The following is a 23,993-nucleotide window of genomic DNA, read 5'->3' as shown; positions in this document are numbered from 1 at the left end:
ATGTCTGTCTCGGACAGGCGTTTGCTTCATTCTCAAGATTCGGGTCCGGGGGGCTGAGTGTGCCGCTGGATTTGTCTGTGTAGCGCTCGCTCCAATTCAAGCATGGAGTGCTCAATGGCTTTTGCGCAGGCATCGACCTTCTCCGTGCTGGCATTTTCGATACAGGATTGCTCAAGTGCTTCGCAATGATCAGTCAGCGAAAAGGCTTGCACCATTCGAGCTGCGCCCTTGATCTTGTGCGCGATATCGATCAGCGATTGCCTCTCACCCTCATGCTGGAGTGCGTGCAGTGTCTTTCGGTCCTGACGGGTGCTGCTTAGAAGTTCAGTGAGCAAGCGTAGAACGAGTTGTGGATTCCCTCCGGTCATCAAGTGCAGGCTATCGGGATTGAAGGCGTTGTTGAAGGGTAATGGCTTGAGTTCGGCCAGCCGTTGATTCAACGCGGTAAGGCTGATGGGTTTGAACAGGCAATCGTTCATCCCGGCCTGTTTGCAGCGGTGCTTTTCCTCCTGCTGGGCGTTGGCGGTGAACCCCAGAATTGTGCACGGGGGCAACTGCCCCTGTTGTTCGTTCTCACGGATGGCCCGGGTGAGTTCATAGCCATTCATGACGGGCATGTTGCAGTCCGCGATCACCAGATCGAAGTGCCCGTCTGCCCAGGCCCGCAAACCCGCAGCGCCTTGGTGAGCGACCGTATAGTGATGACCAAGGAACCCAAGTTGCTGGCACATGAGCAAACGGTTTGCGGGGTGATCGTCGACCACCAGGACGTTTAATACGGCACACGCGGCAGGAGGAGCAGGAACGACCTCGTCGACCATCAATTTGGGCGGCAGGTTGGTCATTTTCAACGACACATGAACTTGAGTACCTACCCCGGCCTGGCTGGTTAAAGTCAAAAGCCCCCCCATCATTTCACACAAACTGCGGCTGATGACCAGGCCCAGACCAGTACCACTCCTGGCCAGATGGTTGGGGCTTTCAGCCTGAGCAAAGGGTTCGAACAGGCGTTGTTGGTCATCTTCGCTAATACCAATTCCCGAGTCCTGAACCTGCAACTGTATTTGAATCTGTTGTGGTTCTTCGGTGGGTTGTATATCGACCCGGATCTTGACTTGACCATGTTCGGTAAATTTGATCGCGTTGCTGACCAGATTGCTCAGTATCTGTTTGAAACGCAGAGGATCAATCAGTGCATCGGTCTCCTGCACATTCGAATTGAATTCCAGTAACAGGTTGAGGTTTTTTTGCCTGGCCAGTCCGTCAAAAACCCGAATCACCGACTCGATGATCGCGCGCAAGTTGACTTGCTCAGGGGCAAGGCTTAAACGGCCTGACTCGATGCGGGCGATATCGAGAATATCGCCGATCAGATCCAGCAGATCCTTTGCCGAGTTGTACGCTACTTCAATGGCCGGGCGATCAAGGTGACCCTGGTCAGCATGTTTCAAGGTTAATTCGAGCATGCCTATCACTGCATTCATTGGTGTGCGAATTTCATGACTCATGGTTGCCAGGAATGTACTTTTAGCTCGATTTGCGTCATCGGCCTGTTCTTTAGCCATCCTCAGTTCATCGAACAGTTGGCGGCGTTCGCTGATGTCGATCCAGCCTCCAATGATGCCCCGGACCTCTCCTGTCGAGTCACGGTAGGGGAGAATCCAGTGGTAGATTGTCAGTTCTCGTTTGCCGATATGCAGCGTGCGATCGAGGATCAAAGGAATGCCTTCGGCCACCACCCGTTGATAATCGGCCTGGTATTCGCGTGCTTCAAATTCGTTGCTCAACCCCCCTTGCATGACGTTTTTGCCAATGACCTCTTCTCGCGTGGTGCAAAAGGCTTCCAGATAGCTGTCGTTGCAGCTTTGTAGACGTCCTTCCCGATCACGCACGTAAATAGGATGCGGCGTTCCGTTAACCAGGGCTCGCATGAATTCAAACTGATCATTGAGTGCCCGTTCGGCCATTTGCCGCTGTTTGATTTGCCTGCGCATATAGGCATTCCAGGCCAGGGAAATCAGCAACAGCAGACCGATACCCAAGACAATCTGGTAAAACAGGCGGTGATAGCTGCGCCAGTAACTGTCGGCAGGCGTCGTATGGCCACGCCAGCGACTGTTGATGATTCCGAGTTCGTCCGGCGCAATGCTCAAAAGTGCCTTGTCGATGATGGAGTTCAGTTCCGTCGCACTTCGTGCCGTAGCCAGTGAGAAGGCTGCTTGCCGGGTCCCGATAGTGGCACTGATCTGGAGCTTGTCCTGGAACGCCTGCGATGAGACGAAGTAGTTGGCTATCACCAGTGAATTCACGGCACCTTCGACCTGGCCTTGGGCTAGCAGCTCGGTCGCTCTGAAGGTGTCACGGGTCTCAACCAGGCGGATGAGTGGAAACTCACTGCGCAGAAAACTCACCAAAGGATCGCCTCGGGTGATTGCCAGACGTTTGCCTTGAAGTTGCTCAAGGTTGGCGAAGCTTGCGGAGCCTTTTTGAGTCAGCAGTACATATGAGGTTTCCAGATAAGGGCGGCTGAAGCTGAGTTTGCTCTCCCGTTCATTGCCGGGCGGGATGGCAGCTATGATGTCAGCTTTGTTCTCTTCAATCTGCTTGATCATTTCGCTGACACCGCGGCTACGCTGAATCTCGAAACGCAAGCCGGTGCGCAGCCTGATCAGTTCCAGCAGGTCCGCGGTGATGCCGCGCAAGTTGTTATCGGCGTCGAAGAAGGTGAGTGGGGCGAAGGCCTCGTTCACTACGACGCGAACAATCGGATGCTGTGTCAGCCAGCGCTCTTCTGCAGAGGTCAGTTGCAGTTTGTGGTCAGTGAGAAGAATGTCGCTTCCGGCGCTCCAGCGTTTAGCGATATTTTCTCGCTCACCGGGTGGTACGGCCTTGAGGATCGCATTGATAACAGTGAGCAGGTTCTGGTCATCTTTGCGCACCGCAAAGCCGAAGCCATTGGCCTCGTGTTTGCCGAAGTTGGCCATCTGGATGTTTTTCAGATAACCCTTGTTGATCATGTAATGAGTCGAAATGGTGTCGCCGAGGAAGACATCCGCCTGATCAAAGGCAACGGCGTTGATCGCATTCTGATACGAGGGGAAGGTGGTGATGATGGCCTTGGGGTATAGCGCCTTTATTTCATCCAGCGGCAGGTAGTGATAGACCATACTCAGGCGCATGTTCGCGAGGCCATCGGTCAGCGAGCGGTTTTCTCTTTTTCGAGTCACCAGGACCGGCTGGTCCACGGCGTAGGGCGTTGAAAGCAATAGGTTCGGGTTATTGGCCTCAAAGCCGTTAGCGGTACCGAGCAGGTCGATGTATCCCTTCTCAAGTGCCTCTATGGCTGCCTCCCTTGAGGCAAAACGTTGCACCCTCATGGGCAGGGCCAGCGTTTTTGCGAGGATACCTGCGTAATCTGCCGTGAGCCCTTCGTAGTCATGACCGCTGGTGGTCAAGTCAAAGGGAGGGTAATCCGCAGCGGAAGTGCCCAGGACCAGTTCGCGCTTGTTTTGGACCGGCAGCAGTTGTGTTCTGTCCAGTTGGACTTCCATGTGACCGCCGCCTGAGCGACTGAGCAGCGTGTAGTGCTCGATGCCGTTTTGTGTAGCGGACACAGAGGTGCTCAGGCAAAAACCTGCGCTCAATAATATTAAATAGTCCTTTAAACGCCAGGGCATCCTGTTTCTCACACTAGCGCATTACGTTTTGCCATCTCGATAAGTTCTACCATGGACTTGGCTTTGAGCTTTTGCATGAGTCTTTTTTTATAGGTGCTGACGGTCTTGTTGCTAAGAAACATTCCATTGGCAATTTCCTTGTTTGTACGGCCTTGAGCAAATAGTTGCAGTACCATGAGCTCTCGGTCATTGACCGATTTAAATAAGTCCAGCTCGATAGATGATTTGTCATCCAGTCGAGCAGGGTTCAAGGCCTGACTCGGAAAGTAGTTGTAACCGGAGAGGACCGCTTTGATGGCACTTATCAATTCGCTCAAGTCCTCCTGCTTGCAGACATAACCGGAGGCTCCGGATTGCATGCAGCGGATGGCAAAAAGGGAGGGTGATTGTGCCGTCAGAACCAACGTTTTCAGGGGCGTACTCATTGCATTAAAACGCGAGAGAACTTCCAGTCCGTCGAGTTTAGGAATGCTGATGTCGAGGATGATCAGGTCCGGCATACATTCCCGGACCATTTGCATGGCATCAACTCCATTATCCGTCTCACCGACTACTCTATAGCCTTCATGCTCTAACAATATACGGACTGCAAGGCGGATAACGGGGTGGTCGTCGACAATAAAAACCGAGTTCATAATCAAATCCCATGCGAGCGCAAATAAAGCGCGCACCTTAGCTCAGATGGGGGCGCACAGGCATGAACTGACTGGTCTGCTGGTGCAATATAGGATGAGTCCTACATGAGAAAAGGCGATGGATTACCCTTGGGCAAGGTTTGGTGGAATGGTGACTCAATTTTTAACCGATATGTAAGTGGAAGTGATTTAAAATATGGTGTTTTTCACTGGGGGCTCGTAAATATTCCTACTCGAAGTGTGGCTAGTTTCTTAAACACGTGAGCCGCCGCTTGTTGTGGGTTCGCTATTTATTGCTGCGCAGACCAGTAGCGTTTTCAGTTCCCGGTGGTTCAGCGGTTTGGTCAAGTAACCGAGTAGTGGCAGGCCGCGCTCACTCGCCTGGTTTTTCAGCTCGTTCAGTTCATTCAGAGTGAGGCTGCTTAAAATGATGGCTCTGTGTATAAAACCTTGACGGCTTGCCAGGTCAATCAGTTCAAGACCCAGAAGGTCTGGCAAGCACTGATCACACAGGAGAATTTCGAATGGCATTTGTGCCTGTTGCATTAGCCTTAATGCGCTTTCGGCATTGTGGGCCGGGGTCAACTGGTGGAAGCCATAACTGTTAAGTAGACATTGGGTTGCTGTCAGCTGAAAAGGATGGTCCTCCACCAGCAGGATGCGCACGTCGTGTTTGAGCATATCGTTTTCCATGCGCAAGAGCCCATCCTGGTCGAGTTCAACGACCGGGCAATGGTTCGCCAGCCTCGGGATTGCTTTATTGACGGTCCGTGGACGATGGGGTCGGTTCATTATGTCGTACAGGATGGAGGGCGATTATTTCGCGAATATGCAGATAAATTCGATCAGTTTGCTCAGCACGTACTGTAGGGGGATTCTCTGGGTGCTGGGATGTACCCGAAGTTTGAGAAAATTCGGTCAGCCGCAGAGGGAGTTTCTGACACGGCTGACCGATAGTTTTTACTGCGGACTGGAGCGTCCGGTCATCTCTCGCGCCATCTCGCTGGCGTAACTGTCTGTCATGCCAGCAATGAAATCGATCATGCGCAGGAAGGATGCGTGCAAAGGCCGGCTCGGGTCGGGGGCATTGTTACCCAGCAGGTCGAGGATGCGACGGTTTTTGAAGGATGGCGTACGACCTCCATGCTGTTCCAGGGCGGCACCGCAAAAGGCATTCAGCAGAATTTCCAGCGTGGTGTAAGCCCCGATTTCATGCAAGGTCTTGCGCTTGTCCTGGAAAATTTTCTTGCGTGCCATGTCTTTGGCATTCAAAACGCAACGCTTGGCTGGACCGTGCATATGTTCGACCAGGTCGCCATGGAGTGTGCCGGCCAATAGCGCATCCTGTTGTTCAACAAACGCTCGTGCGGCGGCATTGGTCAGGTGCTCAATAGCTTTGCCGCGCAGGATCGCGAGCTTGCGCCGACGCGAATCCTGCGGCCCGAGCAGGCGATAGGTTTCCGGTAGATCATCACCGACCAGCCCCAGCAGCAAAGACTCGACTTCGGCATATTCCAGAAGCTCCATCTCCAGGCCGTCCTCAAGGTCGATCAAGGCGTAGCAGATGTCGTCGGCGGCCTCCATCAGGTAGACCAGAGGATGACGAGCCCAGCGTTGTTCCTCAAGCTGAGGCAGGCCGAGTTTATGAGCAATCTGCTCCAGCAGCGCCAGCTCGCTCTGATAGCAACCGAACTTGTGCTTCTTGTAGCCCAATGAGTCCGCGTGACGGGCGGTCCACGGGTATTTCAGGTAGGTGCCGAGTGTCGCGTAGGTCAGCCGCGTACCGCCGTCGAACTGGTGGTATTCCAGTTGGGTGAGCACTCGAAAACCTTGAGCATTACCTTCGAAATTGAGGAAGTCATTGCGCTCGACTTCGGTCATGTCGTCAAGCCAGCCGCGGCCTGCGGCCTGCTGGAACCAATGGCGGATCGCATCTTCGCCCGAGTGACCGAACGGTGGGTTGCCGATGTCGTGAGCCAGGCAGGCCGATTGCACCACCATGCCCAAGTCGCTGGGTTCGCACCAGTCAGGCAGGGCGCTGCGGATCGTTTCTCCCACGCGCATGCCCAGTGAGCGACCCACACAGCTTACTTCCAGGGAGTGGGTCAGACGCGTATGGATATGATCGTTACTGGAAACCGGATGCACCTGAGTCTTGCGGCCCAGGCGGCGGAAGGCGCCAGAGAAGATGATGCGGTCGTGGTCTTTATGGAACGGACTGCGGCCGAGTTCTTCCGGGCTGTGCAACGGCTTTCCGAGTCGTTCGCGGGTAAGCAGGGTTTGCCAATCCAAGGCTGGTTCTCTCCGGCGAGTGTCAACAGACCCTAGCTTCCCGGTTCGCGCACCTCGCTGCAAGTGGAACTAGAGCCCCAGCGCGTCAATATCGATCAGCAGTAAGCGCTGACCGTTGTCGAAGAATTGGCCGGCGGTGAGGCAATACTGGTTGCTGGTGGCGTCGCGGTAGGTGTTGGACAGCGTCAGTCGGCGTTCGTCCCAGCCCTCTGCCAGCAAGTGATAGAAGTACGGCCGCCAGGACCAGTTGTGGCCCAGGTAACTGCTGTCTGCCTGCCAGGCATTATTGCGCCATTCAAGATTGGGGGTGAGTTGCGTGCCATGGCGGTCACATTGATAAAAGCGCAGCAACCATGGGAAGGCGTGCAGTTGGGGTAGTTGGCTGAGTGGCGCTTGAGCCTGTGCCCATGCTTGCAGAATGCCCATCAGTTCGCCGAGCTGTTGGCGCATCACCATCAAGCGGGCACGCTCGGTCAGTTTTTGTTGAACATAACGTTCGCGCAGTCGGGCAAAGCGTTCGACGAACGCAACGGTGGGGAAGAGCCCGACCTCGGCTTTGGCGAACAGATAGCCCTGGACATAGCGTGATCCGCATTCCAGGGCGAAATTCAGTTCGGCCTCGGTTTCCACACCTTCAGCGATGATCCAGCACCCGGTTTTTTCTGCCATCTGCGCCAGCGCTTTGACTACATCACTGCTGGGCCCGCCGCGAGCCGCAGCCTGGAACAAGCGCATATCCAGTTTGAGAATGTCTGGTTGTAACGCCAGTACACGATCCAGCTGAGAATAGCCGGCACCGAAATCATCGATCGCGATGCGCGCACCTGCCTGTCGATAACGCTCCACAACCTCAGACAAACGCTGGACGTTTCCGCCCAGTTCAGTGATCTCGAATACGATGCGTCGAGGATCAACGCCATGCCGCTGCAATTGTTTGAGGCTCGGCAGCGCCTGGCCAGAGCGTAAGCGGCTGATCCAGCGAGGTGACATATTCAGGCTCAGGAACCAGTCTTGAGGGGCCTCATGCAGGCGACTCAAAGCGTTGTCGCGGACCAGTCGATCAAGGCGTCGTAACGAGGCAGAAGGTGTTCGCGGATCTGCAAACAACGGCCCGACCGAGGTCAATTGACCATCGGCCTGACGCAGGCGGCCCAGGGCTTCGACTCCGGCAATGCGACCGGTTGCGGTGTCGATGAATGGCTGAAAGCAGGCAAGCGGTTGCCCGTCGATCACAGAGCCTCCTTAGTAAGGTCTTGTTGGGGATGTGCCTCGGCTATCAGGTAGACAGGCAGGACCAGACCCCGCGATAAAGAGGTCTGATCCATGAGCTTTGCAAGAATGCAGCCAGACTAGCTTTTGCCAGAGGAGCCTTGCATCGCCAGCTTGATCAGCGGCAACAGGCTGGTGCCGAGACTGACCAGCCGGGTGAGGCTGCTGATGCCACCGCCCTTGGTGCTTTTGCCGGTCAGAAACCCCAGCAAGGTCACTGCGGCAACGCCCCAGAGCGGCGCGTGCTTGATGCCGAAGCCGTCCTTCATGTTTTGTGTCATCCCGCGCACACGCTGTAAGGGTCGCAGCAGGTTCTGGGATTCATGGCGGATTTCCTGGCGATGCATTTCCATGCGCAACCGGATCAAGGCCTTGCGCATCTCGTGCCGGGTATGGAGTTGGGGTATCTCAGGCAGGCTCATGGCAGCAGGCGCTCCCTGTCGTTGGCCAACTCTTCAAGCGTGGCACTGAAGGGTGATGACTCGTCGAAGATTGCCGCTTTCATACGCAGCGCGCAAAAGAGTGCGGCGAGCGTATAGAAGACACACAGGCCGATAATTGCGGCCAGGCGATAAGTGTCCCAGAGCAGGATCAATACCAATACCGAGAGCCCAACCAATAACAGCAAGGCAAAAACCAGTGCCAGACCTGCGAACAACAACAGGCTTACGGTCCGTGATTTTTGCTCTTGCAACTCGATACCGAACAACTCGACATGGCTGTGCAACAAACCCAGGAAAGCGGCACCCAAGCGCCGGGATGAGGTGCTTGGGCCCGTTGCGGACGAGCCGGATTCGTCAATAGGCATATTAGCGCCGCGTCGCCAGCAGGCCGATCAGAAAGCCTACCCCGGCGGCAATTCCCACCGACTGCCATGGGTTGGCCTGTACGTAGTCTTCGGTGGCGGTGACCGCAGCTTTGCTGCGTTCGCGCAGGGAGTCTTCGGTCAGTTGCAGGGTTTCGCGGGCGCGCAACAGACTGTCGTGGATCTGGCTGCGCAGTTCATCAGCTTGATCACCGGCCAGTGTCGCGGTGTGCTCCAGCAACCTCTCGGTGTCATTGACCAGCGTTTGAAAATCCGCCATCAGTATTTCTTGAGCAGTCTTTGCTGTTTTGCTGGCCATGGTTATCTCCGTAGGTGGCTTCTGAATGTTTCGAGTATGAGGCTTGCCGGAAGGTTCAGCGCAATTGCCTGGTACAGCTTTTGCTTTGTCATGGTGCGCAGGCGAGCGATGTTGCGCTGAAGCTGGGCGTAAATGTGGCGCGAGCCATGAAAACCTTAACCTAAATAATTAAAACCCGCGAAAAACCCCTAGCGGCGATTGCCTGTTCGCAATTCCTGCGCCAAAGCGGTTCACCCATACAAAAGCCGTTGCCAAGGCGGGTGCCAATTTGGTGCGAAAAAGGAGTTCTTGAACTGCTTTGGTGCTTTTTCCTGCATTCAGGTCTGCCATCTCCATGGAAAATTTGCAAAGTGCTGTGGACAGTCTGGTCCATAGCTCCAACACGCTGTTCATTCTGATGGGCGCGGTCATGGTCTTGGCCATGCATGCCGGTTTCGCCTTCCTTGAAGTGGGTACGGTCAGGCAAAAAAACCAGGTCAACGCGTTATCGAAGATCCTCAGCGATTTCGCCATTTCGACCTTGGCCTACTTCTTTATAGGCTATTGGATTTCCTATGGCGTCAGTTTCATGCAGCCAGCGGCGGTGATCAGTGCCGATCATGGTTATGGGCTGGTGAAGTTTTTCTTCCTGCTGACCTTTGCTGCGGCGATTCCGGCGATCATCTCCGGGGGGATTGCCGAGCGAGCCAGATTTGCCCCGCAGCTCTGTGCGACGGCGCTGATCGTGGCGTTCATTTATCCTTTCTTTGAAGGCTTGGTGTGGAACGGCAATTTTGGTCTGCAAGCCTGGTTGCTGGCGCGCTTTGGCGCGAGTTTCCATGACTTCGCAGGATCGGTGGTGGTGCACGCCATGGGCGGTTGGCTGGCGCTTGCGGCGGTACTGTTGTTGGGGCCGCGGCAGGGCCGTTACCGCGATGGACGATTGGTGGCCTTCGCACCGTCGAGCATTCCGTTTCTGGCGTTGGGGTCGTGGATCCTGATTGTCGGCTGGTTCGGCTTCAACGTGATGAGTGCGCAAACGCTGCAAGGGCTCAGTGGCCTGGTCGCGGTCAACTCGTTGATGGCGATGGTCGGCGGCACCGTGGCGGCTCTGATCGTCGGTCGCAATGACCCGGGTTTCCTGCATAACGGCCCATTGGCCGGGCTGGTGGCGATTTGCGCAGGTTCCGACTTGATGCACCCGGTCGGCGCACTGGTAACCGGCGCCATTGCCGGGGCTTTGTTCGTGTGGTGCTTCACCGCCGCGCAAGGGAAATGGAAGATTGATGATGTGTTGGGTGTCTGGCCGTTGCATGGGCTTTGCGGCGTCTGGGGCGGGATTGCTTGCGGAATTTTCGGTCAGAGCGCTTTGGGAGGTCTGGGCGGAGTCAGTTTGATCAGCCAGTTGATTGGAACCTCTGTGGGTATCGTCATCGCCTTTGCCGGGGGCTTTGCGGTGTATGGCGCGATCAAGTATTTCCATGGTCTGCGGTTGAGCCAGGAAGAGGAGTATTACGGGGCTGATTTGTCCGTGCACAAGATCGGCGCAGTGAGCCTGGATTGATTGTGCGAATCTGAAATTGCTTTACCTGCAGGAGCCGAGCTTGCTCGCGATGAACGATGGCGAGGCTTGCCTGATGCACCGCGCCGCCTGCATCGCGAGCAAGCTCGGCTCCTACAGGCCTTGTGCTTCCCTTCCATCCGCTTTATTACCCGCCCAGCAATCGCGCTTCACAGGCCTCGAGGGCTGACAAGGTGCCGGACATCAGTACCGTGTCACCTGCCTGCAGGTGGGTGACAGCGTCAGTTGCCAGTTCGTTGCCACCGCGCTGCACGGCCTGCACGTCCACACCCAGCTGCTCCAGCGCCAGATCGTTCAGCGGCAAGCCGCAGGCATGGGCGCCGGTACCGAGATTGACTGCATGCATCAACACCTTGGGCTGCCCCCGGTTGTCCAGCAGGTTGCTCTGCGCGCCGTGATAAAAACCATGCAGAAGGCGATAGCGGTTGTGCCGGACTTCGTCGACGTTGGCCTGGACCTGTTGTTCGGGTAATCCGAGCATGATCAGCGCATGAGAGGCCAGCATCAGGCTTGACTCGAGCAACTCCGGGACAACCTCGTTGGCGCCTGCGGCTTTCAACTCAGCCAATTGGCTGTCATCCCGGGTTCGAACCAGAATCGGGACGTCAGCGTTGATTCGGCGGGCTTCCTTGAGCACGATCAAGGCGATGTCAGTCTTGTCCACGGCAATCACCAGCAACCGTGCCCGCTCGAGTCCGACGGCCGCGAGCAACTCGCCGCGACGTGAGTCGCCATAGTGCACGCAACTTTCACCGGCCGCGGCTTCCTGGACTCGCACCGGGTCGTCATCGAGCGCGATGAATCGCTGTTGTTCGCGCCGCAGAAAACGGCCGATGGACTGGCCCACACGACCATAACCGCAGATCACCACATGCCCGTGCAATTCGGCATTCAGCTCGGTGATTTCTTCCAGTTTCGCCTCCTCATTGGGTTTGCGATGCAAGCGGGCGGCGATGCCTGGGGCTGCGCGCAATAGCAGCGGCGTCAACAGCATCGAACAGAAGGTTGCCGCCAGCAGAGGACCGCTCATGTCGGTGGGCATCAAATTGCTCTGTTGCATCTGCGCCATTAGCGCAAAACAGAATTCGCCTCCTTGAGCCAGTGCCAGTCCGCTACGCCAGGCTGTTTCGCCGTCGCTACCGCGCCATTTGACCAGAGCCGTCACCACGGCGCCCTTGATCAGCAACAGCGCCAGCGTCAGACCCAGGATATATACACCGTGGCTGGCGAATAACTGCAGGTCGATCAACATGCCGATACTGACGAAGAACAACCCCAGCAAAATATCGCGGAACGGCCGGATATCGGCTTCGATCTGATGCCGGTAATGGCTTTCCCCCAGCAGCATGCCGGCTAGAAAGGCACCCAGGGCAGGAGAGAGCCCCAGCAGATGAGTCAACCAGGCGGTCAGTAGCACGATGACCAATGCCAGCAGCACGAACAACTCGGCGGAATGGGACGCGGCGACTTCATGGAACAGTCGTGGCAGCAACCAGCGACTGGCCAAAAGCAGGCCGACAAACAGCACGACAGTTTTCCCCAGGGTGGTCGGCAGCGCCCAATACCAGGCCTGATCACTGCTGCCGGCAAACACTGGAACCAGTGTCAGCAAGAGCACCGCGACCACATCCTGGAACAACAGCACGCCGATTGCATTCTGGCCGTGGCTGCTGAAGATCTCGCCCAGACCGGTCAATTCTTTGCTGACGATGGCGGTCGAAGACAGTGCCAGGCCGGCCCCGAGTAACAAGGCTGAGGTAGTCGGCACTCCGGACAGCAACAACACGCCGCCCAGCAGTACACCTGTAACCAGCACCTGCAGGCTGCCCAGACCGAAGACCACGTGACGTAACGCGAGCATTTTAGACAGGGAGAATTCAAGCCCCAGTGAAAAAAGCAGGAAGACCACGCCCAGCTCGGCCAGGTCCGGTAACTCTTCGCTGTCATTCACCCAGCCGAATGCAGTTGGCCCCACCAGCAGGCCGACGCACAGATAGCCCAACACCGGTGGCAGTTGCAGGCGCCGGAACAGTGCAATCACCACCAGTGACGAGGCGAGGATGATCAACAGGTTTGCGAACACAGAAGTCTCCGGTCAGGGGCGTTGACTAGCAGAGCGTAGAGGCAAAGAAGCCGCGAGCATCGCGCAATCGGCTCTGAGGGAGAATGATCTGCGTCATTCTTGTGTGGAGCTACCTGATGTCGGCGGCTGATGGTTATGTCCGGTCAGGTAAATCCCTTGGCTCGACGTGTTTTCCCGTCGGGCCTAGAATGAATGCCTATTCCTTGGTGGTCTGTTTGTCATGCCTTCTGAATGCCAGCTATTCAGCACCCTTGGTTGCCATCTCTGTGAACTTGCCGAAGCCGAAGTGATGCCCTTGGTCGAGCGCGGTTTGTTGGTGGAACTGGTCGACATTGCCGAAAACGAAGCATGGGTCGAAGACTACGGCTTGCGTATCCCGGTCCTGCGACGTATCGATACCGGTGCCGAACTGGATTGGCCCTTCGATGCCGAGCAGGTCGTAGCTTTTTTGCGTTGATCAATACTGGCTCTGCGCTTGTCGATCCTTCTGTAATCCGTTGGCGAGAGACGTAATATTCGGTTACTGTATGTCTATACAGCTATCGAGTGTTCTGCCATGTCTCTCAGCTGGCGAATCAAGAAAACAGAGGGATATCCCATGGTCAATGTCGAACAATTGAAGAGCAGCGTGAACCGGATGTCCGCTGACGTCGTCCGCGAGGCCGTGCTCGAATTGCGTCTGGATGGTCTGGTCACGGAAGGGAAAACTCCCTTCAACAAGCTGCACTTCAATACCTGCTTCGCTGAAATCGAAGCCTTGTTTCAGCGCGCGGGTTACCACCGGCAGCTGGATGTGGTGGGTTATCAGGGGGTGTTGTATGCGCTTTATGATCCAGGACGCTGGGAGGCTGTTGATGTACTGCGCTGGCTCAAAGAGTTTACCGAAGCCGCGGCGCAGCCCGGGATGACTCATGCCTGAGGGCCGTGAGTTGCCTGTGCCCGAAACTCTCCTAGGTTCACTTGCGCCCTTGCTGGATAATGCCTGCCTGCACTAATGCCCAGAGCCCTTGTATGTCTACGCTATCTTTTAACGCTGCACAGAATCAAGCGAGTACGTTGTATCTGCCTCCGGGCTCATGGCCGACCGTGCTCGAGTGCCTGTGTGAACACTTTAGTGCTATCAGCCGCGAGCAATGGCTGGACCGGATCGCTCGTGGGCGCGTTCTGGACGGCAATGGTGTAGCGATTACCGTTGGCTTGCCATACAGGGAAGGTCTGCGGATACATTATTTTCGTGAGGTGCCTGACGAAAAACCGATCCCGGTGCTGGAGTCGATTCTCTATGCCGATGAGCATCTGGTCGTTGCGGATAAACCGCACTTTCTACCGGTCACCCCGGCGGGTGAGTATGTTGAACAGACCTTGCTGCGACGTCTGATCCGTCGTCTGGATAACCCGCATTTGGTGCCGTTGCATCGAATCGACCGGCATACGGCGGGGCTTGTGTTGTTTTCGGCCAATCCCGAGAGCCGTTCGGCTTATCAGTCGTTGTTTCCTACCCGCAAAATCGAGAAACGCTACGAGGCTATTGCCCGAGCTTTGCCGGAGTTGTCATTCCCATTGGTTCACAAAAGCCGATTGGTCGATGGCGAACCCTTCTTCCGCATGCAGGAAGGCCCTGGGGTCAGCAACACCGAAACGGCTGTCGCGGTCAGCGAGAAAAATGGTGAGCTTTGGCGTTACGCGTTGTCTCCCGTCACAGGTAAAAAACACCAGTTGCGGGTGCACATGAGTGCGTTGGGGGCGGGTATTTGTAATGACCCGTTCTATCCCGATGTTCTCAAGGATGCCGAAGATGACTATGCGAACCCGCTGAAGCTGCTGGCTCAAGGTTTGCGCTTTATCGACCCGCTGACGGGGCAGGGGCGTCATTTTGAAAGCGAAATCACCTTGCAGTGGTGATTCCCGGTAACGGTTGCGTCAGGTTATTGAGGCGCTAATCGAGACTTCTCCCCGTAAAAACGATAAAACCCGCACAAGGCGGGTTTTATCTATATCTGACAGTCGCCGTTGGGCTTACAGGTCTTTAACGGTACGAACCTGATTTTTGTTGATGCGGGTGTGTTTGCCGTCAAGCTGTTCGAACTCGTAGAAACCCGAATCCTTATCGAATCTGGGTGTGTCGACAGACTGGATTTCACGGCCGTCATTCAGAGTGATCACAGCGGGCGATGCGCAACCGGCGAGCGTGGCGAGACCCAGTGCAAGCATCAGGGTGGCGAGTGTCCGTTGAATCATTTGGTGTCTCCGAATTGAATATTTTTGATTACTGATTTGAGACGTATACAACGCGCGCAAGCTCCTTGGCTAGCGTCAATCCGACACGCTGTTGTGCTGGCGTAACAGCTCAGGGGTATTCAAATTGGCCAGGCGGTGATCGTTTTCGGGGCACTGCAAGGCGTTGGCACCCAGCCTGCGCATGAGTCTGCCCGGGCTGCGTTCACCGTCATCCCAAGCGCTTTGGAAAGCAGCCGCAAGCGCCGTCGGGATAATGCACAGCAGTGGTTCCCAGTGCTCCCCATGGCGCAGCATCAGCGGTTTGTCCGGATGCTGACTGGCGGTTTCGCGCATTGCGTTCAGCAGACTGGCATCAATTTGCGGTACGTCGCAGGGCAATACCAGCAGATGAGTATGTCGAGCAACCGCCAGCCCTGCGCGAATACCGGCCAGTGGACCAGGGAACTCGTCGCTGTCGTCCTGGACCAATTGGTCGGCAAAGGGCGCGTATTTATCCTGGTTGCGGTTGCAGGAGATAATCAGATCATCACTCAACCCGCGCGTCTTGCGGTGCAGATGAGCAATCAATGGCTGGCCCTGCCACTCCAGCAAACCCTTGTCCTGACCGCCCATGCGTTGCCCGCGCCCGCCCGCCAGGAGGAGAATGGAGCAGGGCGGCAGTTGAGTATTCGAATTCATGAAGCGTCTCCGCAGGGGCAGCGAAACAGGACGCTGTGATATAACACCGGGCTGTTTCTCCTACAACTGGATCGAGCCTATGAAAGCCAAGGCTGATGTACCTTTTGCACCGTTGAACATCGCGGTGTTGACTGTCAGCGACACCCGCACCCTGGAAACCGATACTTCCGGACAGGTCTTCGTCGACCGTCTGAGCGCCGCTGGCCATAACCTGGCCGCGCGGGTTCTGCTTAAAGATGATCTCTACAAAATCCGCGCGCAAGTCGCGACCTGGATAGCCGAAGACGTCGTGCAGGTGGTGTTGATTACCGGCGGTACCGGGTTTACTGGCCGCGATAGCACGCCGGAAGCGGTCAGTTGCCTGCTCGATAAACAGGTTGATGGTTTCGGCGAGTTGTTCCGGCAGATTTCGGTCGCGGACATTGGCACTTCAACCGTGCAATCGCGGGCCTTGGCCGGATTGGCCAATGGCACGCTGGTGTGTTGCCTGCCAGGTTCGACCAATGCAGTTCGCACCGGATGGGACGGGATCCTCGCAGAGCAACTGGACTCGCGGCATCGGCCGTGCAACTTCGTCCCGCATCTGAAGCAGGCCGCACCCTGTGAATCCCGTGGGTAAGCCGGGCAAGACCGGAGCCTTGATGCCGGTCGAAGACGCGTTGGCGCGCTTGCTGGCCATGGCTCAAGCCTCGCCGATTCGCGAGTGCGAGCAGCTGCCATTGGCACAGGTTCAAGGCCGGGTTTTGGCTGACGATTTGATTTCGACCCTGGATCTCCCGCCCTGGCCTAACAGCGCGATGGATGGCTATGCGTTGCGCCTTGCCGACTGGAACGGAGACGCGCTGGCGGTCAGCCAGCGGATATTCGCAGGTCAGGCACCAGAGCCGTTGGCACCGGGCACCTGTGCGAGGATCTTCACCGGCGCTCCCGTGCCCGCAGGGGCCGACTGCGTCGAGATGCAGGAAAATGCTGAAGTGCTGGCCGATGGATGCGTGCGCTTCACTGAAACACTGCGCGCGGGACAGAATATTCGTCCACAAGGCCAGGAAACTACTGTCGGTGAACAGGTGTTGTCGGCGGGCACTCGCCTGGGACCGATCGAGCAAGGTTTGGCTGCTTCCCTGGGCTGCGCGCAGCTGAATGTGATTCGCCGGGTGCGGGTGGCCGTGCTGTCTACTGGTGACGAGCTGATCGAGCCAGGACAACCGCTTGGGCCAGGGCAGATCTACAACAGTAATCGCGTGCTGCTGTGCAGCTGGTTGCAGCGCCTGGGTTGCGAAGTGGTTGATGCCGGAATCTTGCCTGATGATCTACCGACCACCCGTAACCGACTCGCTGAGTTGGCAGATGTTGACCTGATCCTTTCCACGGGTGGTGTATCGGTGGGAGAAGCGGATTTCCTCGGTGTCGCCCTGCGTGAAGAAGGTGAGCTGGCGCTTTGGAAACTGGCTATCAAACCCGGAAAACCGCTGACTTTTGGACACTTTAGAGGCGTGCCGGTGATCGGTTTGCCGGGCAATCCTGCGTCGACCCTGGTGACGTTTGCGTTGTTGGCCCGGCCTTATCTGTTGCGCCGACAGGGGGTGGTGGAGGTGCAGCCGTTGCAGTTCCAGGTGCCAGCAGGGTTTGTCTGGCCCAAGCCGGGCAACCGTCGAGAGTACCTGCGAGGGCGCCTGGAACATGGGCGAGCAATCATCTATAAAAATCAGAGCTCCGGGGTATTACGCAGTGCGGCCTGGGCCGAGGGATTGGTTGAAGTGCTGGAGGGGCGCACGCTGGCTGAGGGCGACTGGGTGAACTTCATTCCGTTGAGTGAAGTGCTGGGGTGAGCCTTGGCGGCTCAACCGGGCCCGGCCTGAACAGGGCCGGGCGCAGTAATAGTCTGGAGCGGGCTAGCGGATCAGCGCTTGCAGAAGTTGACCGAAACGGCTGTTGGAAATCCAGGCCAGGAGAGCAATCAGCACCAGCAGCGCTGCTGCTACAGCCGAGCACGCGAGCATGCCCTTGATGGATTTAGCGTTGCCAGGCGATTTATCGAGACCGTTGCGCATATATTCCGGGCGAGCAACCATGCGGCGGGCGTTTACATCGCTGGGTAACGCGCTCCTCTGCAGCTGATCGATAGTCGGGTTTGAGCCCCTTGAGAGCTTCTCATTGTTCATGTCCATGCACTTCCTTGTGTGAGGCGTCGTTCGCGCGAAAAACAATGGCTTACGAACGTTCTTCGATTACCTCATTCAGGTCAATTAAGCCGATTCGCAGTGTGCTGTCAGAAAATTTACCGGAGGATGGGCGGCTTGATTCGATAGCTGTCGGGATGATCAATAATCGGTTAGTCATCGAGGCTGATGATCGATCCGCTCCGACCTGCCGGCCATTGCGCGCTGCCCTTCCTGGCCTGGATTCAGTGCCGGAGAAAAGCCCCGTCCGTCGTCGCTGATGAACAGTGCCAGGCCCTGAGTTTTCCTTAACTTCCAACAGACGGTCGGCCAGTTCCTGGGGCTGAAACTTGATCGATTTCAGCGAGTGACGATGCTGGACCCAGACGCTGGTCAATGCGGCCAGATTCAGTGCCACCAGGCGAAGGGTGCTGGCTGCGCAGCAAACCTTCGTCGAACGCCCCGCGCGCGCCCCGGTAAGGCATAAATAGACGAAGCACGCGCGGTGATCGGGGCCACGTCGACACTGCACAGCTAAAAGTGCGCAGTTTCTGGCCCGACGGCTGGCAGGCTTGTCGACAGGGGGACGCTCTGCGTGACTTTGGCCATCTGGGTGATTTCCACCTGCAACTTATCCTTGCCGACCAGGTCGTCGGCCAGCTTCTGCGAAAACGGCCAGTAGTTCAGTTCGGCAGTCAAGGTGAGCGGCCCGACGGCGTCGGTCGGCACCATGAAGGAGAACGCCCGAATATCGTAGCCCTTGGGCAGAATGCGGTTATCCGAGAGAATTTGCGTGGCATTCCAGACATCGACGTCCAATTCTTTGCCGTCCTTGTCGCCCAGGTGCACTTTGAAGTTTCGCGTGTCGTCCTCGGTCTTACCGTCCTTGATCGAGCCCAGCCGATAGAGCTCGCGACCACTGGCATCGAGCACCCGGAAATCGATCCACATCTCCCGTCCCTCCGGAAAGCCGGTCGGCAGCTTGTGCCCGGCGCCGACATTGGCAACTTTGACAGCTACCGAGGTGTATTGCCCGGGAATGATGGCTGCCGGCAGTTGCTGGAACTTTATTTCCCCCGCGCGCGCGAGCATGTCGCGCGAGTGTTGCGCGCCCTCTTCCTGACCGAGATGCTTGAGCACCATAGAGTTGGCTCCGCTGAACCAATGTGAGGCGACCTTTTCGCGGTCTGGCCCCATGATCGCGGCCTTACCCGCAAAACTCGACATATGGCAGCTCTGGCAGGTTTTATCGTCAAGGCTGTAGGAGCTCTCCTGCCATTCGTCATAGGTGCGCTCGACCGCCACACTGCTGAACGGGTGCGTGACGTTGTGGCAGGTGGCGCAAAAGTCCGAGCGCGTGTGCAGAGGGGAATACACGGTGTCGTGATAGGGCGAAACGGCATCTTTACGCGGGCCGAACTTAGTCGGTTTACCGTGCGCTCGAGGGCTCATGACATAGGCGCCGTTATCGAGGCCCGTGCGGGCACTGATGTTGTGGCAGGTCTCGCAATCGACCCCAGGCATCGGATGATTCTTCGCGCTGTCTTCAATCGAGGAGCGGTTGAGTTCCGAATTGATCTGCCCGGTCGTGAGACCGATCGGGGTATGGCAGCCGGTGCAGAAGTTATCGACCTTGCCCTCGGTGGCCGAGCTCGCACGCTTGAGCAAGGCCCGATAGATGGGTTCATCCCAGGCTTGGGACATCATCGACGAGCGCCACTGCTTGTAGATCTCCGTATGGCAAGCGCCACATATCTGGGCATTGTCGAAGTCCTTCACATTCAAAACCAGGTTGCCAGTGGTATTGGCCCGATGCGGAAAGAACGGCATACCGCCATTCACATGCATGAGCTTGGAGCGTGCCGGCTCCAGCCACTTTTCATTACCTTGATTGTCATTGCCCTGAGGTTCGTCGGCCGCAACCAGCGTTACCGTCAGCAGGCCGGCTAGAAAGCACAAAAAACGGCGAACTAAAGGTCTGTGCCTGGGAGAGTGTTTGCGTATAGGGTTAAAGCGCAAACCTGCACGCACCACGAAAAACGGCATGAACAATACCGTCAGCGAAATACTCAAGTCGATAATGCTTAGCCTGACATTCTCCGGTACCTTGAATAAGGCCGCGAAAGAGCCGGCGCACATCATCCATAGAATAATAAAAGCCAATAACAAGTGCAGCGCTACCTGCAATAACGTGTGTTTATGGTGGTTCATGAAAGTTTCCCCAAGACGATTGCAGAGGGTGACCGCAACACGTCTATTGAGTTGACAGAGGTACTTCATGATTCATGCCGATGGTTATATGTAATCACTCAATGGGGCACTTACAACTCCCCGACTCTCCACCTTTCATGAACGGGACAAACTCACTCAGCAATTACTCTGCCAGCATTGTGACAAAATATGCGTGACAGCCTGAAAGCCCCGTAAACACTGGCTTTAGCCTGAAGTGAAGGGTTCATCAAAACGCGAATACTGCTGGGTAATGGCACCCATTAGTGGGGGGGGTATACCGAAGTTGGGGGAGTGTGTGACCGCTCTTTCTGCCCGTCGCTGCTCATCTCCGCCCGGCAGGCTTTTAAACTAACGAATGACTCGCTCGACACACAAGATTTTAAAAAAATTGACTACTAAAATTTTCCATTGCAGCTAGAGTGAATCTAGGTAGCCGCCACACTGTGACAGGAGGGCATTTCAATTCAGCATATAAAATAGCGCTTCGCCTAATTTGACTACGCTTCACGCCAGCCAACTTCGAGTCGACGTGATAACTCGCGCGAACAGAAATATTTCTGGCCAGGAATTCATCTCGCAAAAGGAAAGTCCCCGAACTCGGCAACCCCAAACTGAATCGAGTAATGTCATCATGAAGAAACACTTGAGCATCCTTCGAACTATCAGCTTGACCTGCGCGGTCGCAGGCGGACTGGTTGCAGTCAGTCCGCCCTACAAGATTGCCCTCGCCGCTAAAGCGCCAGCGCCAGTAACAGCGCCACAGCCAGCAACCGAGCTGCCATTAAACAAACTGCAGTCGCTACGCGGCATGACGCCGCCCGACCCGTCGGGAACCGAGGGCGGACGCAAGGTCGATCTGATGACTGACTACGTGCAAAATCGCGCAGCGGCGATCCAATTGGGCAAGGCCCTTTTCTGGGACATGAACATCGGCAGCGATGGCTCCACCGCTTGCGCGACTTGCCACTTTCACGCCGGGGTCGATCACCGGATCACCAACCAGCTCAATCCCGGCCTGAGTAACACCGATGCGAACGTCGCGTCGCTCTTCAACAAGCCGTTCGCAGCGTCCAGCATTCCTGGCGACGTGGCCTCATTCACAACCAAATCCGGTGGCAAGGGCGGCCCGAACTACACGCTCAAGAAAGCCGACTTCCCGACCCATGTGCTGGCTAATCCGCTCGATCACAATTCGACGATCCTCTACTCGACCGACGATGTGACCGGCTCACAAGGTGTGTTCGACGCCAAGTTCATCATGGCGTCTCAATCGCGTTTCGACAATTGCACGCAGCTGCCGGACGGCATTTTCCATGTGGGTGCCATCAATGTCCGTCGTACTACCGGGCGCAACGCACCTACAGTGATCAACGCCGCCTTCAACGTGCGCAATTTCTGGGATGGTCGGGCCAACAACGTCTTCAATGGCTTCTCGCCGTTCGGCAATCGCGATCCTGATGCTGGCATCTTCGTCACCAACGATGCCAGCGGGATTGCGGCCAAGGTGCGGCTAGCACTCAACGATGCCTCTGCCGCCTCGCAGGCCGTAGGACCTCCCGGCAGCGCAGTCGAAATGTCCTGCGGCGGGCGCACCTTCGCGGACATCGGCCGACGCATGCTCGACAGGCAGTTGCTCACCCAACAGAAGATCGCACCAACCGATTCGGTACTGGGCGCTTTTTCCGGCGCAAATCGACCCACCTACCGTGACATGGTCCAGAAGGTCTTCCAGCCACGGCTGTGGAACGCGACTCAGCAGGTTTCGCTAGGCAGCACGCCGTATAGCCAGATAGAGGCCAATTTCCCACTCTTCTTCGGGCTCGCGATCCAGATGTACGAATCCACCCTGGTCTCTGATCAGGCGCCGCTGGATGACTACTTGAACGGTAATCGTCAGGCATTGAATGCCCAGCAAGTCACTGGCATGGGTATTTTCACTGGCAAGGGCAAGTGCGTTAAATGCCATGCTGGACCGGAATTGACGAACGCAGCCAGCAGTTTGCGGCTCCTGGCCGGTGGGCGCGTCAACCGTATTACGATGGCTGACAACCTGACGACGCTCCTTGACAGAGGCTTCTTCAACACAGGTGTGCGCCCGACTTCGGAGGACTTGGGGGCCGGCGGTACGGACCCATTTGGTAACCCGCTGTCTTTCACCCGCGAATACAACACCATGCTGCAAGGCGGAAAAGTGCCTGACCCTTTTACTGTCAACGTTTGCACATTCGACGTGCCATTGAGCTCGGCGATACCCTGTGACCCGACGCTCACGCCCAAAGTCGGCTTCCGCGATTCTGTCGATGGGACCTTCAAGACACCGACGCTGCGCAACATCGCTTTGACCGGGCCGTATTTCCACAATGGCAGCCGGGCGACCCTGCAACAGGTCGTGGAGTTCTACAACCGAGGCGGCGACCAGCGCGGCCAGGATGCGAACAACACCAGCGGATTCGACCATCCCAGCGTAAATCAGCACAACGCCTCGAACCTCAGTCCGGATATAAAACCCCTGAGCCTGTCCTCCACTGACATTGACGCACTGGTCAAATTCATGGAAGTCGGGTTGACCGACCCGCGGGTCGCATGGGAACGAGCTCCATTCGATCATCCGGAGCTGTTCATTCCGCAAGGCGCAGTGGGTGACGAAAACAGCGTGACCGCACAGGCGGCTGATCTCACGGCAACGACCCAGCGGGCGGCAGATGCGCTAGTGGTGATTAAACCCGTCGGCGCAGAAGGTCGCACACTCAGTCAGGGACCTTTGCAACCGTTCAACAACGACCTTCCTTGATTTGGATGCAGGGTCCGAACGACTGCAACTCCCAAAGCTAGTTATGTCAGCCAACAAAAAAACCCGCCAAGTGGACCTTGAGCGGGTTTGGCCATTAAGTGAGTCAACTAAGGACGTGAGTCATCCAAGGGGCGGCATAATACCACCTGAGATACCGTTGGCCGCGTTCTGGATACAGGTCCAAAGCGTCAGGATTTCAAGATTCTTTGGACGTTGGTAGCCGTTCTTGTCGGGCATTCACCAAAGACTCGGCTGAGAAAGTGAGTAGCCAGTCAGTTGTGTTTGTCGGTCATGGATATGAAGTCTTCAATGGCGATATTGCCGGGTAATGCTCAAGTTGCAGGGCGATCCCTTGACACTGAATATCCGGATCTTTTACGCACTCACACTTGGCGCTCTGCGAGAGAAACCAGCGTAAACGGCTTGGGATGATATGACGGGCCAGACTGACTCTGCCCCACCTGGAAGGCAAATGCATTGATCAGAGAGACTTGTTCACTGTCATCCAGACCGAGCTTGCCGGTATTAAGATCGATGAGTTCGAGTTGCCAGGCCATCAAGGTAAAGCAGTCTTTCAAGGCATCCAGAGCCTGATCGTGCAGGTCCATATGGTTTCGCACGTGGGTTAGCAAACCATGAATATGCCGCGAGAATTCGGAAACTGCCTGGATTGCCAGTGCATCAGCCTTGTTGGCAAGCCTGAGCAGAGTACTCAGCATGCAGTCGATGGCGTCCTTGTCATTGCTGATCAGTTGCAGATGACTCAGGCATTCCTCTGACTTGGCCAATAGCGATTCAGCTTCGAGGAGAAACTCGGGAAGTCTTTGAGGCCACTCTTTTCCGCCGTTCAGCATGCTTTTCTCCACAACATCATGTCAGGTGGGGCGAATGACCATAATCTAATGCAGACTTTTGAGCGGTGTCTGTAGTCTATTTCTGATTGTTGCTGGTCTGAGATAAGCAGTGTGTTTGTTCTCGGCGAATCATTCAACAAGCCTGAAGAGGCAATCTTTAACTGGCTGGAGATAGCCAGCCGTAGGGGCCGAATGGCACAGGCAAGTAAACGGGAAATGGCGCCTGGCCGCGGTCCTGTAATCACTGACAAAAGCCTGACTCCATTCATGCTATGAGAATGACATCACATTAATGGCTATTTGATACTGCGAGTATCAGGTCGGACCTGATTGTCAGTAGGGGATTCCCTTAGATAAGGGGACCTTGTGTAGACACCGAGGTCACGTGATGGGAAATGCA

The 23,993-nt window shown here is 56.2% G+C and carries 21 protein-coding genes and 1 pseudogene; 7 read left to right on the top strand and 15 right to left on the bottom strand.

Translation table 11 applies throughout. The annotated features are described in order from the left end of the window. Positions 1–32 precede the first annotated feature (32 nt). The 8 genes from AC07VR_RS05380 to AC07VR_RS05345 form a co-directional block, all read right to left on the bottom strand. A complete protein-coding gene (locus AC07VR_RS05380; RefSeq protein ID WP_495010643.1) occupies positions 33–3,677 on the bottom strand; it encodes a transporter substrate-binding domain-containing protein in 3,645 nt (1,214 codons plus the stop codon). A gap of 8 nt (positions 3,678–3,685) precedes the next feature. Beyond that, positions 3,686–4,312, bottom strand: coding sequence for a response regulator (locus tag AC07VR_RS05375; protein ID WP_494992449.1), 627 nt, complete (start codon positions 4,310–4,312; stop codon positions 3,686–3,688). 252 nt (positions 4,313–4,564) lie between these two features. Beyond that, a complete protein-coding gene (locus tag AC07VR_RS05370) occupies positions 4,565–4,993 on the bottom strand; it encodes a response regulator (protein ID WP_495010735.1) in 429 nt (142 codons plus the stop codon). Positions 4,994–5,272: 279 nt separating this feature from the next. Beyond that, on the bottom strand, positions 5,273–6,604 hold the full coding sequence (locus AC07VR_RS05365) for a deoxyguanosinetriphosphate triphosphohydrolase (RefSeq protein WP_494992447.1): 1,332 nt from the start codon (positions 6,602–6,604) through the stop codon (positions 5,273–5,275). 69 nt (positions 6,605–6,673) lie between these two features. Further along, positions 6,674–7,837 carry an EAL domain-containing protein gene (locus AC07VR_RS05360; protein WP_495010642.1) on the bottom strand — a complete coding sequence of 388 codons (1,164 nt, stop codon included), beginning with the start codon at positions 7,835–7,837 and terminating at the stop codon, positions 6,674–6,676. Between the two features lie 116 nt (positions 7,838–7,953). Next, positions 7,954–8,295 carry a hypothetical protein gene (locus AC07VR_RS05355; protein ID WP_495010641.1) on the bottom strand — a complete coding sequence of 114 codons (342 nt, stop codon included), beginning with the start codon at positions 8,293–8,295 and terminating at the stop codon, positions 7,954–7,956. After that, entirely contained in the window at positions 8,292–8,681 is a 390-nt protein-coding gene (locus tag AC07VR_RS05350; RefSeq protein ID WP_494992444.1) for a phage holin family protein, read from the bottom strand. The genes AC07VR_RS05355 and AC07VR_RS05350 overlap by 4 nt, the downstream gene beginning before the upstream one ends. Position 8,682: 1 nt before the next feature. Continuing rightward, the gene (locus AC07VR_RS05345; protein ID WP_419116508.1) at positions 8,683–8,997 is read right to left on the bottom strand and encodes an ElaB/YgaM/YqjD family protein; all 315 of its coding nucleotides are present in this window, start codon (positions 8,995–8,997) and stop codon (positions 8,683–8,685) included. 334 nt (positions 8,998–9,331) lie between these two features. Between AC07VR_RS05345 and AC07VR_RS05340 the strand changes: the two genes are divergently transcribed. Next, positions 9,332–10,540 (top strand): ammonium transporter, encoded by a 1,209-nt coding sequence (locus AC07VR_RS05340; protein WP_494992443.1) that lies wholly within the window; start codon positions 9,332–9,334, stop codon positions 10,538–10,540. Between the two features lie 145 nt (positions 10,541–10,685). Here the strand turns inward: AC07VR_RS05340 and AC07VR_RS05335 are convergent, their stop codons facing one another. Next, positions 10,686–12,641 carry a monovalent cation:proton antiporter family protein gene (locus AC07VR_RS05335; RefSeq protein ID WP_495010640.1) on the bottom strand — a complete coding sequence of 652 codons (1,956 nt, stop codon included), beginning with the start codon at positions 12,639–12,641 and terminating at the stop codon, positions 10,686–10,688. 220 nt (positions 12,642–12,861) lie between these two features. On the opposite strand from AC07VR_RS05335, the gene AC07VR_RS05330 reads away from it, so the two are divergent. The 3 genes from AC07VR_RS05330 (at position 12,862) to AC07VR_RS05320 (ending at position 14,543) form a co-directional block, all read left to right on the top strand. Then, positions 12,862–13,098, top strand: coding sequence for a glutaredoxin family protein (locus AC07VR_RS05330; RefSeq protein WP_495010639.1), 237 nt, complete (start codon positions 12,862–12,864; stop codon positions 13,096–13,098). A 141-nt stretch (positions 13,099–13,239) separates the two neighbouring features. Beyond that, positions 13,240–13,560 (top strand): transcriptional regulator, encoded by a 321-nt coding sequence (locus tag AC07VR_RS05325; RefSeq protein ID WP_494992440.1) that lies wholly within the window; start codon positions 13,240–13,242, stop codon positions 13,558–13,560. Positions 13,561–13,652: 92 nt separating this feature from the next. After that, positions 13,653–14,543, top strand: coding sequence for a pseudouridine synthase (locus tag AC07VR_RS05320; RefSeq protein ID WP_495010638.1), 891 nt, complete (start codon positions 13,653–13,655; stop codon positions 14,541–14,543). A gap of 114 nt (positions 14,544–14,657) precedes the next feature. On the opposite strand, the gene AC07VR_RS05315 is transcribed toward AC07VR_RS05320, so the two are convergent. Then, positions 14,658–14,879: a YgdI/YgdR family lipoprotein gene (locus AC07VR_RS05315; protein WP_495010637.1), complete on the bottom strand. Its 222-nt coding sequence runs from the start codon at positions 14,877–14,879 to the stop codon at positions 14,658–14,660. Positions 14,880–14,954: 75 nt separating this feature from the next. After that, positions 14,955–15,557 carry a molybdenum cofactor guanylyltransferase MobA gene (gene mobA / locus AC07VR_RS05310; RefSeq protein ID WP_494992437.1) on the bottom strand — a complete coding sequence of 201 codons (603 nt, stop codon included), beginning with the start codon at positions 15,555–15,557 and terminating at the stop codon, positions 14,955–14,957. 79 nt (positions 15,558–15,636) lie between these two features. Between mobA and moaB the strand changes: the two genes are divergently transcribed. Both moaB and AC07VR_RS05300 read left to right on the top strand, forming a co-directional pair. Then, entirely contained in the window at positions 15,637–16,176 is a 540-nt protein-coding gene (gene moaB, locus AC07VR_RS05305) for a molybdenum cofactor biosynthesis protein B (RefSeq protein WP_489071459.1), read from the top strand. A 22-nt stretch (positions 16,177–16,198) separates the two neighbouring features. Beyond that, on the top strand, positions 16,199–17,386 hold the full coding sequence (locus AC07VR_RS05300; RefSeq protein WP_495010636.1) for a molybdopterin molybdotransferase MoeA: 1,188 nt from the start codon (positions 16,199–16,201) through the stop codon (positions 17,384–17,386). 63 nt (positions 17,387–17,449) lie between these two features. Here the strand turns inward: AC07VR_RS05300 and AC07VR_RS05295 are convergent, their stop codons facing one another. The 3 genes and pseudogenes from AC07VR_RS05295 to AC07VR_RS05285 form a co-directional block, all read right to left on the bottom strand. Beyond that, on the bottom strand, positions 17,450–17,725 hold the full coding sequence (locus AC07VR_RS05295; protein ID WP_495010635.1) for a hypothetical protein: 276 nt from the start codon (positions 17,723–17,725) through the stop codon (positions 17,450–17,452). 292 nt (positions 17,726–18,017) lie between these two features. Next, positions 18,018–18,137 (bottom strand): annotated as a pseudogene (locus AC07VR_RS05290) (sensor histidine kinase); the annotation flags it as partial. A 113-nt stretch (positions 18,138–18,250) separates the two neighbouring features. Continuing rightward, positions 18,251–19,927 (bottom strand): multiheme c-type cytochrome, encoded by a 1,677-nt coding sequence (locus AC07VR_RS05285; protein ID WP_495010634.1) that lies wholly within the window; start codon positions 19,925–19,927, stop codon positions 18,251–18,253. A gap of 652 nt (positions 19,928–20,579) precedes the next feature. Here AC07VR_RS05285 and AC07VR_RS05280 point away from each other — a divergent pair. Further along, on the top strand, positions 20,580–22,739 hold the full coding sequence (locus AC07VR_RS05280) for a cytochrome-c peroxidase (RefSeq protein WP_495010633.1): 2,160 nt from the start codon (positions 20,580–20,582) through the stop codon (positions 22,737–22,739). A gap of 383 nt (positions 22,740–23,122) precedes the next feature. On the opposite strand, the gene AC07VR_RS05275 is transcribed toward AC07VR_RS05280, so the two are convergent. Continuing rightward, entirely contained in the window at positions 23,123–23,593 is a 471-nt protein-coding gene (locus AC07VR_RS05275) for a hypothetical protein (protein ID WP_495010632.1), read from the bottom strand. Between the last annotated feature and the right edge of the window lie 400 nt (positions 23,594–23,993).

This window comes from Pseudomonas sp. GW821-FHT02H09, from assembly GCF_059421425.1.
Note: the sequence above shows the minus strand (reverse complement) of the source record. Positions and strands in the feature narration are given on the sequence as shown.